Annotated in this window: 12 protein-coding genes; 9 read left to right on the forward strand and 3 right to left on the reverse strand. The window is 38.9% G+C overall.

The features are described 5' to 3' along the window. Positions 1 to 4 precede the first annotated feature (4 nt). A complete protein-coding gene (locus ASJ81_RS16360) occupies positions 5 to 685 on the reverse strand; it encodes a phosphoglycolate phosphatase (RefSeq protein WP_095645294.1) in 681 nt (226 codons plus the stop codon). Between the two features lie 139 nt (positions 686 to 824). Beyond that, complete coding sequence (gene radA, locus ASJ81_RS16365) at positions 825 to 1802, reverse strand: DNA repair and recombination protein RadA (protein WP_095645295.1); 978 nt, start codon at positions 1800 to 1802, stop codon at positions 825 to 827. 959 nt (positions 1803 to 2761) lie between these two features. Here radA and ASJ81_RS16370 point away from each other — a divergent pair. The 3 genes from ASJ81_RS16370 to ASJ81_RS16380 all read left to right on the forward strand — a co-directional run bounded on the left by ASJ81_RS16370 (position 2762) and on the right by ASJ81_RS16380 (position 4520). Further along, complete coding sequence (locus ASJ81_RS16370; RefSeq protein WP_095645296.1) at positions 2762 to 3232, forward strand: phosphopantetheine adenylyltransferase; 471 nt, start codon at positions 2762 to 2764, stop codon at positions 3230 to 3232. A 107-nt stretch (positions 3233 to 3339) separates the two neighbouring features. Continuing rightward, on the forward strand, positions 3340 to 3672 hold the full coding sequence (locus ASJ81_RS16375; protein ID WP_095645297.1) for a hypothetical protein: 333 nt from the start codon (positions 3340 to 3342) through the stop codon (positions 3670 to 3672). 14 nt (positions 3673 to 3686) lie between these two features. After that, complete coding sequence (locus ASJ81_RS16380; RefSeq protein WP_095645298.1) at positions 3687 to 4520, forward strand: TIM barrel protein; 834 nt, start codon at positions 3687 to 3689, stop codon at positions 4518 to 4520. A gap of 495 nt (positions 4521 to 5015) precedes the next feature. Here ASJ81_RS16380 and ASJ81_RS16385 read toward each other — a convergent pair whose 3' ends face one another. Further along, a complete protein-coding gene (locus ASJ81_RS16385; protein WP_245860228.1) occupies positions 5016 to 5300 on the reverse strand; it encodes a DUF378 domain-containing protein in 285 nt (94 codons plus the stop codon). Between the two features lie 476 nt (positions 5301 to 5776). Between ASJ81_RS16385 and ASJ81_RS16390 the strand changes: the two genes are divergently transcribed. The 6 genes from ASJ81_RS16390 to ASJ81_RS16420 all read left to right on the forward strand — a co-directional run bounded on the left by ASJ81_RS16390 (position 5777) and on the right by ASJ81_RS16420 (position 13671). Continuing rightward, the gene (locus ASJ81_RS16390; protein WP_095645299.1) at positions 5777 to 6103 is read left to right on the forward strand and encodes a hypothetical protein; all 327 of its coding nucleotides are present in this window, start codon (positions 5777 to 5779) and stop codon (positions 6101 to 6103) included. A gap of 814 nt (positions 6104 to 6917) precedes the next feature. Next, the gene (locus ASJ81_RS16395) at positions 6918 to 7958 is read left to right on the forward strand and encodes a FecCD family ABC transporter permease (RefSeq protein ID WP_095645300.1); all 1041 of its coding nucleotides are present in this window, start codon (positions 6918 to 6920) and stop codon (positions 7956 to 7958) included. Then, a complete protein-coding gene (locus tag ASJ81_RS16400) occupies positions 7949 to 9217 on the forward strand; it encodes a heme ABC transporter ATP-binding protein (protein WP_170943354.1) in 1269 nt (422 codons plus the stop codon). Before ASJ81_RS16395 ends, ASJ81_RS16400 begins: the two co-directional genes overlap by 10 nt. A 91-nt stretch (positions 9218 to 9308) precedes the next feature. Further along, positions 9309 to 10442: an adenosylcobinamide amidohydrolase gene (locus tag ASJ81_RS16405; RefSeq protein ID WP_095645302.1), complete on the forward strand. Its 1134-nt coding sequence runs from the start codon at positions 9309 to 9311 to the stop codon at positions 10440 to 10442. A 676-nt stretch (positions 10443 to 11118) separates the two neighbouring features. After that, positions 11119 to 13020 (forward strand): helical backbone metal receptor, encoded by a 1902-nt coding sequence (locus tag ASJ81_RS23880; RefSeq protein WP_095645304.1) that lies wholly within the window; start codon positions 11119 to 11121, stop codon positions 13018 to 13020. A gap of 366 nt (positions 13021 to 13386) precedes the next feature. Beyond that, a complete protein-coding gene (locus ASJ81_RS16420) occupies positions 13387 to 13671 on the forward strand; it encodes a non-histone chromosomal MC1 family protein (RefSeq protein WP_095645307.1) in 285 nt (94 codons plus the stop codon). The last annotated feature ends 80 nt before the right edge of the window (positions 13672 to 13751 follow it).

Below are 13751 nucleotides of genomic sequence, written 5' to 3' on the forward strand. Positions count from 1 at the left end.
CTTTTCAAATCCAGCCATTAGATTCAAGAAATTCAATAGCTTCTACAGTTCCATCCCCAAATGAGGCATCTGTCACGTAATTGGCAGCCTCTTTTATCTTTTCGTCTCCGTTTGCGACAGCAATTCCAAAACCTGAAGCTTCAAACATCTCTACGTCATTTTCCGAATCTCCTATGGCTACGAAATCTTCAGCTTCAAGCCCCATCATGCCTGCAAGTTTCTGGAGGCCGACCCCTTTGTTAATTTTCGTACTCTTGAGATGGATGGCATATTTTGTATCAACCATTTCGATGTCCAGGTTCTGGGTTTTGAGAAGAGCTCTGGCTTTTTCGAGATCAAAGTCCCTTCTGAGGGCAATCTCGGTTTTTCGGTATAAAGGGTCAAGTTTGGTGAGCTTGAAATATTCGGAAAGAAAAGAATAGGCTTTCTCACATTCCTCAAGGCTTTCCTCAAAAGTGCCCTGTAAATCGAAGCGGACAGTAACAGCCCCTCCGTTTTCTGCAATTACCGCTCCCTCAAGGCCTATAAGCCTTGAAGCTGTCCTTGCATAACACAGAGTATTTCCTGTGGCAAGCACGACAGGAACTTTAAGAGAACGAATTTTTTTCATGGCCCCCAGATGAAGTTCCCTTTTCTCGCAGGTGATTGTACCGTCAATGTCGGCAACGATAGCTTTGAATTTCATAAAAAAGATTGGGTAAGAGTAGATAAAATGTTTCCCTACCCGCTTTGAATATGCCTACCATTTACGTATTGTTTACTTCAATAACACTTGCTTCTTGATACGCTTGCTTCTTACTTTTACTGCATTTCACAGCTACATTTCACTGGTCTGTTAGTCCGGCTGTAGTGACTGCGATAACAGCTTCTCCTTCTGGCAGGTTGGGAGAGTCCACTAGACGTATAATCCTTTTGTCTCCTTTGGATTTTCGCAGGTAAAGCCTGAAAGTTGCTGTATGTCCCACAATGTGTCCTCCAACAGGCCTTGTGGGGTCACCGAAGAAGGCATCGGGTTTTGCCATGACCTGATTTGTTACAACCACGGAAGCGTTGAACAAATCCCCGAAACGGAGCAGGCCGTGCATGTGCTTATTGAGTTTCTGCTGTCGGTCGGCAAGGGTTCCCCTTCCCACATATTCAGCTCTGAAATGAGCCATAAGCGAATCAACAATTAGCAGGCGAACGGGTTTTCCCATATCCCGAAGCTCGTTTGCCAGGTCTGTTGCAGAATCCACAAGAAGGATCTGGTGATTGGAATTGTATGCTCTGGCGACATGGATATTCTGGAGGAACTCTTCTGGGTCAAGCTCCATGCCGTGTTTCTCGGAAAGCCCTTTTACCATCTGGGCAATCCTTTCAGGTCTGAAAGTGTTTTCAGTGTCTATTATAATAACCGAACCGTTAAGTCCTCCGTGTTCCCTGTCCATCTGGACATTGATTGCAAGCTGGTGCGCCAGCTGGGTCTTTCCTGAACCGAATTCTCCGTATAGTTCGGTAATTGCCTGGGTTTCTATGCCCCCACCCATCATTTCGTCAAATTCGGTACAACCGGTCGTCAGCTTGCCTACCATTTTCCGCCTTTCAAGCACGATGTCGCCGGTCTCAAAACCTCCTATATCAGCAGCTTGCCTTGCGGCATTGATGATTTTTGCAGCCGTTGATTCCCCGATTTCGGCTGTAGTTGCAAGTTCAGAAGGAGAGGCAACAGCCACTGCTTCAATAGTATTAAATCCAGCTTCTTTGAGTTTTTCTGCGGTTGCAGGGCCAACTCCGGGCAGCTCTTCAAGTGCTATTTCGCTCATTACAAATTCTCCTAAGATGCACATGTTTGTATAAGGTGCATAACAGTTGCTCCACAATAGTTTTGAAGGTATAAATAACTAGAGGAAGCAAGGTGAAAGTGTTTTACGCCGCCTCTGAAACACGGTTATATTGCCGGGAAACCTGGAAAATAGAGGAGAAAAAGAAGAAGGTTTTTCTAGCACTCACATTTAAAAAAACTAGCGCAAAACAGAGGAGAAAGAAGAGAAAATAAAAAAGAAAAAATGAGATTTTGTCAAAATTGATGGAAAGGCGTTAAAAGTGAAAAAATAGTTTAAAATAGCTTATTAAATCAAAAAATTACACCTAGTACCTTTAAGTAACAGCGCAAAATGCAGATGAACATATATTTAGTGATAAAAGCTTAATTAATGCTATATACTATTGCTAAATTAGTACTTTATGTGATCTTTTTTTGCAAATTGAGTAAATATATAAATACTAATTGTGTGTTGAAAATTTGAATAGGGCATTTTTCCTTATTACATAACTAAAAATTACCATAGCTAAAATTATTGGCATAAATTCCATTAAATCAAATTTAAACTGCGTTAAACAAATTTTTTACAAAGTAGATGTTTTTTACCTAATATTATTGAAAACAAACATGATATTCCTTGAATAACATGCACAACTATATGAAAATGCATGCTGATGGCAGTATTTTCATGCTAAAACAAACATGATATTCCTTGAATAACATGCACAACTATATGAAAATGCATGCTGATGGCAGTATTTTCATGCTAAATAAGGAATCCTGCAAAAATGGTGGAGCCTTAAATGAGAAGAAAATGAGAAGAGAAAAGAGAGGAAAAAGAAGAGAAAAGAAGAAAGAAGGAAAGTAGAAAAAAGAAGGAAAGAAAGAGAGTGAGTAAAAATTCCCAAAATACCGGAAAAAAACCAAAAATTCTTTTTACTTGGTAGATTATCACCAATCATGCCAAAGGTCGCAGTCGGCGGTACGTTTCAGTATTTTCATGACGGTCACGCCAAACTGATTGAAAAAGCATTTGAGATAGCAAAGGATGGAAAAATCCACATAGGACTTACCTCGGACGAGATGCTAAGTAAAAGCCACAACGTCGATAATTATGAAAAAAGGAGAACCTTGCTGCTGCAATACATAAAAAAAATGGGAATCCCAGACGACAGATATGAAATTACAAAGCTTAATGATCCCTATGGTCCTGCTCTGGAAGAGGATTTCGACTATATAATTGTCTCTCCCGAGACTTATCCGGTCGCCCTTAAAATGAACCGTATCAGGGAAGAAAAAGGAAAGAAACCCCTTGAGATCGTATACGTTGAGTATGTAATGGCTGAAGATGGAATCCCGATTTCCTCGACAAGGATTGCAAAAGGGGAGATTGACAGGCACGGCAGACTGAAAAAGAACATTAAGCATTAAGCACTAAGAATTGACCACTAAGTAGTTTCACTAACACTAAACAGTTAGACTCCATTATAATTATACCAAAGTAGTTATAAATCAGGACAGAGCCATAAAGTGATAGTATGCCCAGAGAATTTACACCGAAGGACATTGAGATATTTAACAAGCTTGCTCCTGAGGCCAGAGGAAGCTTAACTTCCAGAGAGGCAGGGCACCAGTTTCCCTTTATCCTGCGACCGGTCTCACATAAGTTTGCAGAATCCTCTGAAGATTTTAGAAAAAGACTGGAGAGGCTGAGCCCCGAAGAACTTGATTATCTTGTAGGGCTTGCCCTTGAAGGAAAGGAGGATGTTCAGTCCCTGGACGAAGATCTTGAAGAGCTGGTTGCAGTAATTACCGAAAAGCTGTCCCCTGAGAGAGCAAAGCAGCTAAAGGACTTTGTGGGAATTTTCTGAAAGGATAGTTAAAAATGACCTCGAAAGATCTGCTTTTCGGAACCGGAGGAATTCCGAGAAGCACAAAAGGAACAAGCAGTATATCAGGAATCAAACGGATCAGGGAACTTGGGCTTGATTGTATGGAGCTTGAGTTTGTCCAGGGAGTGCGCATGGGCGAAAAAGGGGCGAAAAACGTCCTGGAAACTGCAAATAAAGAAGAAGTAGCCCTGAGTGTCCATGCCCCCTATTACATCAACCTGAACTCTTATGAAGAAGAAAAATTAAAAGCTAGCCTGGAAAGGATTTACGAGGCCGCAAAAGTAGGCAGCCTCTGCGGAGCCGAATCGATTGTACTGCATGCCGGATTTTACCAGAAAAGTACTAAAAAACACACCTTTGAGAATATATCAAAAGCCCTGAAAGAGCTTACCGGACAACTCCGGGACGAAGGAATCCAGGCAGTCCTGCGCCCTGAAACTATGGGTAAGCGTACGCAGTTTGGAACGCTTGAAGAAGTGCTTGCATTGAGTGCAGAAATTGAAGGCATTATGCCCTGCCTTGATTTTTGCCATCTGCACGCAAGAGAAGGTAAAGAAAACTCTTACTCCGAGTTTACGGAAATTCTATCAAGAGTGGAGGAAAACCTTGGAAAACAAGGGCTTTCGAATATGCACATGCATATCTCAGGAGTCGAATACGGCACGAACGGAGAAAAGAGACACCTAACTTTAAAAGAGTCTGACTTAAATTATCCCGAACTTATGAAGGCCTTAAAAGAATTCAAAGCTCAAGGAAGGGTAATACTTGAGAGCCCTATTCTTGAAGAAGACGCGCTTATGCTGAGAAAGCTTTATAACGAGATATAATTTTGATTTTTATATCTTTTTAAAATCTCCTGGGCGCTCATAAACCAAAAAGATGTATCCAAAATTCCAGATAAAACTAATATATCCTGCTTTCGGCAGGTCGACATAAAAATTCATTCAATTTTTCTATTGATATCGTTTTTTTCAGAACTATTTAAATTAAATTTAAATTAAAAATTACTAAATGTTAACCATAACATTATTAATATATATTTGTAACAAAAGGAGAGAAACGACAAATCAGAATAGATATCTAGTCCTCATGATACTGATTTTTAACTGAAACTACAAAAACTAATGATGAAGAATATTTAAGTGTTAGAATGTGCTTGCTGCCGAATGTAGGATATATAATTTACTTTTTGTTTAAAGCCTTTGATAAAAGCTTACAGGTAAAAAGAGATTAATATGTACTTGGTGTTGCAAGCACATATAGTTGAGTAATGTTTAAAAACGCATTCTTAATAAATACAAAGCAATGGCAATTCCCATATTTTATTGAATTCCGCTCCAACTGTATTGTTTACCGCTATACTCGTGCTCGCCCTTTGCCTTCCTGTGCTTTGCTAAATACTTTTCTTTGTGTTTAATCACCAGGTAGACACCAGCCAGACCTACAAGAGTGTAGATCAACCGTGAGATTAAGGATCTCTTCCCAAATATAGCTGCTACCAGATTAAAGTTAAGTAGCCCTACAAGACCCCAATTAAGAGCTCCTACAATCGTTAGCAGCTTAGACGGAACATATAGATTATCCGGTATATTATGCATTTTGTGCATCTTTACCAAACCTCCCCATTAAAATAGAGCATTCACAAAGAACAGATCACTTTTTCTGACTGGAAGATTCCAGACTTTCAGATGATCCAGTTACTTGCTCTAGTAAACACAATGTTGGAGCTAAAATATTATGAATCTATTCCTTAACCAGGATATCTGGTGTAAAAAGAATGAATTTCTATATACCCATCGATTGAAGCGCACTCAAAATAAGCTGGTCAATTAACTTCTTCTCATCTGAAGATAACTGTTTACATAGCCTATAAGGAGTATTGCCAATATGAGGAAGTTAGCAAGTGACAACGTATTATTCTTTATAGATTTGCTTAACTCGGCGGGTTGAGATTACCCGGATCTCAACTATCGTCGAGGTAAATTCTCCTTAAAAAGGTACTACTTATTTCCACATTACGTTACCTCTGAAGTTAAGATTCATTATTCAAATACATATCTTTACTAGTTATTGAGTTATTAGATTGGGTAAAGGGTTTAACCTCCAAAAAAGCAACCCGAAACAAGACGGTTTTTCTCCCGGGAGCATCCAGCTCCTGGGAAATGCACATCAGAATAGAGAATATAAAAATTGTGAAATTGGATATATAATTTGGGGGAATAATAAGATTCAAGCAAAAGCAATAGCCAAAAAACCTGGGGTCACATGGAACCTTAATATTCCGGGAGCGTTCAACCCCCGAGAGATGTGCATCAGAACAGAAAAAAAACAAATACACAAGGTTGGACGCGGAATTCATAGGAGTAAGAGTTCAGAGGAGTTAAATGATTCGGGGAAATACAATAGCTAGAGAACCTGTAGTTACATGGGGCCTTAAACAGTAAAGATGGAAAACATTACTAAATACATGTTTTTATTTCCCAGGTATATGAGTGCAATAGATAAAGAATGAAATTTAGTGGGTTTGAAGACGAAATAAAACACAATCCAATTTTAAATATCTATTGAGCCTATTCCAAAACCTTGAATTTTGAATACTCGCTCTAATTTCCAACATGAAAATAATATAATAGATTTGGGAATGAAATTGGTTTTGGGATGAACTCATTAAATATCGCTTGAGAGTAAATGGACACTTTCAAGTAAACTTCTTATTAAATATCGCTTGAGAGTAAATGGACACTTTCAAGTAAACCTCCAAAAAATCATCTAATGGGCAACTTCCAAAAATATTAATACATTTCTTGAAAAAAATCAAATGAGAATTTTAAGTGTTTTCGCTTTTCTCGTTGAAACTATTTCATTCGAATACTCCCTAGCTTGCTAAGGGATGCGCCAGCGCAACATTAATTAAAATTATATGAAAAAGTTTCATTACGTATAAATAAAAGGAATACTTTTATACAACTAAAATTTACTTGCGATAATTCAAGTAAACTTGAATTATGTTGCAATTTCATACATTTTATAGAGATCTACCCCGAATATCTGTGTTTTTGGACATTAACAGAAAAAAGGTATAGGTTGACAGCGATTGAAGATACAGTAAAATGATTACTGTAAAAAGATGATCAAAGTTGATCGCAACACATTTGATTATGATGGACGAAGACAATGTTCTGCTATTACCAATTTTCAGCATGCTTTTGTGGCAATAAGTCGGTATGGCCCAAGGAGACCCTGTACTGTTCCAGCGATCGTTTAAGAACACTACAGGAGATGGTAATATAAGAGCATTACATAAGACAATATCTGTTGTGTCATATCGATGGGTATTATTACTTTTCCTTAGCGTAATAGCAATTATTAGCGCCATAGTCTGTACATTTGTTGGACCTTCTAATATTTTTGGAATACAATTTATGGAAACTTCAAAAATGTCCTTAATCCTTACTCAAATCAGACTACCACGAGTCATCACATCATTTATCGTTGGAGGGGGATTAGCAGCAGCAGGTGCGGCAATGCAGGGATTATTCCGCAATCAATTAGCTGACCCTTATGTTATCGGCACATCATCAGGCGGGGCATTAGGTGCAGCAATTTCACTGGTAATTTTTCACAGTTTCTTACTTCCCTTTGCAGCATTTTGTGGAGCATGCAGCTCTACTATAATCGTTTATATCATATGCCGACAAAACGGAAAAGTAGCTGTAGAAACACTTCTTCTATCCGGTATTGCCATATCGCTATTTTGTTCGGCTATGCTTTCTTTTCTCATGTATAAATCCGGGAACGATTTGCATCAAATCATGTTCTGGCTTATGGGAGGTATGTGGAACGCTACATGGGATAAGGTACGCATTGGACTTTTAGTGATTCCAGCTATTGTTATACTCCTTTTTACTGTCCGTGAGCTCGATATTCTCTCATTAGGTGACGATGAAGCGTCATCACTTGGTGTAAACACTGAACGAGTCAAGATTTTGTTACTTGCAGTTACATCATTTATTACCGGAATTGCAGTCTCACTTGCAGGTTCGATAGGATTCATCGGACTTATTGTTCCTCATATGGTCAGATATGTTTCTGGCTCTTCGTTTCGTTTCTTGCTTCCAATCTCAGCCCTTACAGGTGGAATCATTCTGATGTGGGCAGATACTCTAACTCGGACATTCATGAATGACATGCCAGTTGGTATCATTACGGCATTCTTTGGAGCACCATTTTTCATCTATCTTATAAGGAGGAGAATGTGGACATAACAAAATCAGTTGTTAGCGTTACGGATGTGGATGTTAAAATAGGCACTGTTGAGATCCTGCATAAGATAAGTGCTAATGCCGGCCAAGGCATATTTGTTGGTATTATTGGCCCAAACGGTTCAGGAAAGAGTACACTCATCCATTGTATGAGTCGCACCTTGCATCCATCCACTGGTAAGATCCGTATTATGGGGAAGGAAATCGAGAACTATTCGCGCAAAAACCTGGCTATGATGCTTGGCGTTGTACCTCAGGAATCCATGAGGACTTTTGATTTTTCCGTAGATGATATTGTTATGATGGGACGCTACCCATACCAGAAGCTTCTCCGCCCGCCTGAATCTCATGATAGAGAGGCATGCCAGAAAGCAATGGCATTGACCGGGATCTCACATCTTTCTGGAAGGAGTATCTTGACGCTTAGCGGAGGTGAATGGCAACGTGTCTTGATTGCCAGGGCACTGGCACAGGAGACACCTTTACTCCTGTTAGATGAACCCATCAGTCAGCTCGACATAAATCACCAGATTGAAATCTTATCTGTTCTGCAAAGCTTGACACGCCAGGGTTCGACAGTAATCTGTGTGATTCATGATCTAAATCTTGCTTCTCAGTACTGTGATGAGATCATTATGCTTGACCAGGGAACTGTATATGCAACTGGAACCCCACACAAGGTAATGACTCAAGAAAATATTCGTGCCGTCTTCGGGCTTGATGTAATGATAAAGACCCACCCGACAACTGGCAAACTATACCTGATTCCTATCTATCATAGAAAACCCGTTAAAAAAGGAAATCAAAAGGTGCATCTTATTTGCGGTGGCGGATCTGGCACAGAGATTATGTTTGCTCTTCATGCAGCCAAATGTGATGTCAGTACAGGTATTCTCTCTATGAATGACGCTGATTACTCTACTTCAATCCAATTGGGTATTCCCTGTATTGCTGAACCTCCCTTCTCCCCAATAACTGATGTTTCACGCTCATTACTTGAAGAAAGCATTAGCAAAGCAGATCTTGTTGTGTTCACATCAATGCCATACGAGCAGGAAAATATGGATAATGTACGCATTGTTTCGGAATGTTGTAATAAACCGATTCTGCTTGTAACAGATTGTGTATCTCGAAGTATTGAAAATTGCATGGCAGGCGATGCAGCATCAATCGTTAATCATATGATCTCGACTGGCCTGGCAACTATAGTCACCAGTACAGAGGCTCTAGACCAGTGCTTGGGGAAAGAATACCCATCATGATAAAAGATACTCAGGATAGGCTATTTGACATTTTTAATTCGTATCTCATTATCCCTATCCACGAGACTACTCACTGATAGAGGAAAACTCAATGATATCCTTGAAAAATGAAACAATAGAACGCTATGAACACTCAATAGAGTGTTACGAACATTCAATCGAACGATATGAACGTTCTTTTGTAGTCCGACTTCCTGGAAAAAGAAATGTGTTCAGTACCTCATGGCTTAATGGGGGCTACCGAAAAGATCTAACTGCTGTATTCAACCACCAGGTTTCACTAGAGGTATGTGAAGCGTGCCAAACTACAGAAGACATAAAAACATATCTTAAAGGTGTCGCAGAATCTCTCGAGCTAGATCCAAACACAGTCTGCAGTCTAATGACATGTGCATATATGCAGAATACAGCCATAGTCCCTATGTCCTACAGGGATCTTTATGTCTGTGCGATAGTGACTGCAGGAATTGAAGAAAACGGTGGACGAGCTGGCGATCCTGCATCATATTATGAAAATAACGAAAGTTATGAACCTGTCGGCGGCACGATCAATACTATCTTACTCATCAACGCTGATCTTCCGGAGTATTCAGTTGGAAAGGCGCTTATGACTGCAACAGAAGCAAAATCAGTGGCTCTTCAGCAGCTTATGGCAAGAAGTATCTACTCGCAGGGTATTGCAACCGGATCCGGTACAGATATGATTGCAATTATTACGGATCCCAATTCAAAACTACATATTTCCGATGCAGGAAAACATTCCAAATTGGGGGAGCTGATCGGAAAGTCTGTTATCAGTGCAACAACTGAGGCACTGCGTCTCCAAACAGGACTCTCACCAGAATCACAGATGGATGTACTTGTCCGACTGTCTCGTTTCTCTATAACTAGAAAAGACCTTTGGCAAGCTGCTAAAGAGATTATGAATGAATCGACAATTAATGTAGTGTCAAAGGAACCATTTTTGAATAATTTATGCAACTGTGCAAAAAATCCTTTTCTGGTTGCAGTAACATCGGCTATTCTTCATATTATTGATGAAGTAGAATGGGGATTGCTGCCAGAGAATGAAGCAAAAAAAGCTGCATGTCTTATGATAGTGGAAGGGTTTGGTCTTGACAAAGCATCCTTAGTAGAGAACAACTCTGAATCGGTTAAAGCTTCAATCCTTCAGCATCTTACTAAGGCTATATCTGAGTTTGTCATGCGTGACATGAATTGTTAATTAATTTTTCTCGATTGGCGTTGTGTAATTTCAATCTTTTTCTTTTTTTATCCAATAAATTTTACTCAAATTAATTTGTCTTGCTATTTCATCATTTTTATAAATTTGTCTATACACATCGAAATATTAAAATAATACATATACTTTTACCAATTAGTCAAGAAAACTTGCTTTATTTGCTCCATAAAAACGATATTTTCTCAACACAGATCTTTCTTCAAGGGCATAGAAAAGCAAATAATTACACCTAATACTGAAGGTGTGCAAAAACCCGTTATCTAAATACGAATGAGAAAGAAACAGAAATATTTTCCAAAATTTTGGAGTCGACTGGGTGTTAAAATGAAAAAGATGCTGGATTTTACTGGAAGTTTGTTTTGTACCATCAATAACAGTTACAGCATAGAGCATACAAAAATTAGCAAAATCGGTAAAGTTACCTGTGGATACAGCCACGATATACACTTACTAAAAGAAAGGAAACATGCTAATTATTCTGTAAAATCACAAATATCAAAAAGTGATTGTTAGAAAATTCTATGTTGAAAGCTTAATTTTCCCATGGTACACAAAAACTGACTTTAAATTTACAGCAAATTCGCAACACTGAATTTAAAATTATGCACTGTTCCCTCACTTAATATGATAGAGAGAAACACGACAGAGATGATAGGAAATGTTCAAGAATAAATTCTGGTATGTATTCTTACTACTCCTCATAACTTCTCAATTTTTATTAGGGTGCGTTGGGTCTGCTGCCGCTTCTGATGGTAATGTTACGGTTACAGATGACTATGGAGTTAAAGTGTCAGTACCTTCGGATCCCCAGAAAATCGTTTCACTATCCCCTTCCAACACAGAGATCCTGGGAGCCTTAGATCTGATAGATAAGGTAGTTGGTGTAACCGATTATAGTAATTATCCTGCAGAGGCAGCAACGAAAACTAATGTTGGAGGTTACACTGCAATCAATTCGGAGAAAGTAGTAGCGCTCAATCCTGACCTTGTAATTGCCGATTCTGGAAACGGTAATGAAACAATAGATTATTTGCGCGGGCTTGGCCTGAATGTAGTGGTTCTGAACCCAACAGATATTGAAGGAGTCTTTAAAGATGTTGTTCTGGTGGGAAAAGCAACAGGTACAGAGGATAAGGCTAACTCGCTTGTTAATTCAATGAGTGATAGAGTAAATTCAATTAAAGAAAAGGTGGCAAGTGCAAACACTAAACCAACGGTTGCTCATGTAGTCAGTTATGATCCTATTTATGTTGCCGGAAAAAATACTTACCAGGACCAGGTAATAAGTGTTGCAGGTGGCAAGAATGCATTTTCCAGTATTGATGGATGGGGAACCGTTAATGTAGAGGACCTCATCAACAAAGACCCGGATTATGTTATGATCAACTCTGGAACAGGTATGTCAGATGAGAACGGATCAAATCCTGTGTATGATTATTTTGAACAAAATACGCAGGTACAAAGTCTCAAAGCTGTTAAGGATGACCATCTCGCTCTTGTTGATGCTGATATAATTAGCAGAGGAGGACCACGAATTGTCGACGCAATCGAAATGGTTGCAAAACTGATTCATCCGGAATGTTTCTCTCTCCCTGTTAGCAATTTCAGTACAAGCGTTGACAGCGGTGTTGCCCCTCTTACCGTACAGTTTACGGACCTTTCGCAAAATGCAACCGAATGGAAATGGGATTTCGGAGACGGAGAAACTTCAACCGATGAGAGTCCAGCACATATTTATTCCGCAGCAGGAACTTATACAGCAAATCTAACAGTAAGTGACGAAAAAGGAACATCTTCCCAAACTGCGACAATAAGTGTGGAAGAAAGCAGTTCCAATAGTGGAAGCAGTAGTGGTAGCAGTGGTAGTGGTGGAAGTGCCGGTGGTTCACCTGAGCCTCAAAGTAATGTCGAAGCTAAAGAACTTTCACAGACTACTATTACATATGGAAACTCTGTAAACTTTGACTTCCCACAGGCTGCTACTCCTGTCGTGAACATAAGCTTTGATTCTAAAAAGACGGCTGGCAAGACTACAACTATAGTTGAGATGCTAAAAAATCAGTCCACTCTGGTTTCAAGTCTACCTTCTGATGAAATATATAAATTCATTAACATCTGGGTTGGAAACAGCGGATTTGCAACTTCTGATAACATAGATAACTCAGTTGTATCTTTCAAGGTAGAAAAATCCTGGGTACAGGATAAGAGCATAGACAAATCTTCCATCACCCTTAACAGTTACGCTGATAAAAAATGGAATGCTCTTCCAACTGACCCTTCAGGTGAAGATGATAAGTATCTGTATTTCTCAGCAAAAACATCCAGATTCTCTTATTTTGCAATAACAGGTAAGATAGCAGCAACAGAAGCTGGGACTGAAAAACAATCTAAACCTGAAGTGCAGAGTTCTGAACAAAACAGTAAGACAAATGTTGAACAGCCATCTGAGCAGACACAAAGCTCAAACACATCTGGAAAAGAAAGCACAAAAACGCCTGGCTTTGAAATGGCTTCTGGAATCATTTGTCTTATTAGCGTATTTTTGTATAAAAGGCGGTAAAAAAGAGTAATTGTACAGTATGTAGATTCTCAAATCTGACAAGTCAAAAGTTTTTATATGTTGTTTTGTGGAGTTTTCGTAACCAAGATTCATTACTGCAGTCAAATGAAACTGTAAAAACCGGTGAAAATTCCACAAAACCAAAATTTATGAAAAATAAATTCTGAAGAATAGGAATTTCATTGGGAAATTTTTGAAGTTATATTCATATACATTATTACAAAAAATTAGAAGTTAGACATACATCTTAATTGGGATTTAAAAAATCAAGAATTCCTCTCCTAAAAATTAAAGAAAATTTAAATTGATTTAACTAATTGATTTAACTGAATCAGCAGCTAGCTACTGATTTTCGAGGTGATTGATATAGCCGACAAGAGAAGTTTTGTTTTACGAGATCAAGATGGCAATGAACACGGAGTTTTCAAAGGAAAACAACCTCGTCAAGCTGCGTTAAAAGCTGCGAACCGTGGGGAAGGAACAAAATCCAAACCGCAGATTATTAGACTTAGGGAATGCGGGACAAAGAAGATACACGTTTACAAGGCATGGAAACAAACTGTTAAAGCTCCCGATAATAAACCTGGCTGGATGCCAGAAAAAATAAGTCAGCCCTTTGTCATGAAAGAGAAAACGGAAACAATCGAATAATTGGGCTCTTCGTCATTTCAGATGGGTAGTTTGAAATCTAACTTTCCTAATTTTAGATAGATCATAGTAATAAAATACTG

Origin of the sequence: Methanosarcina spelaei (assembly GCF_002287235.1) — an archaeon.
GTDB lineage: Archaea > Halobacteriota > Methanosarcinia > Methanosarcinales > Methanosarcinaceae > Methanosarcina > Methanosarcina spelaei.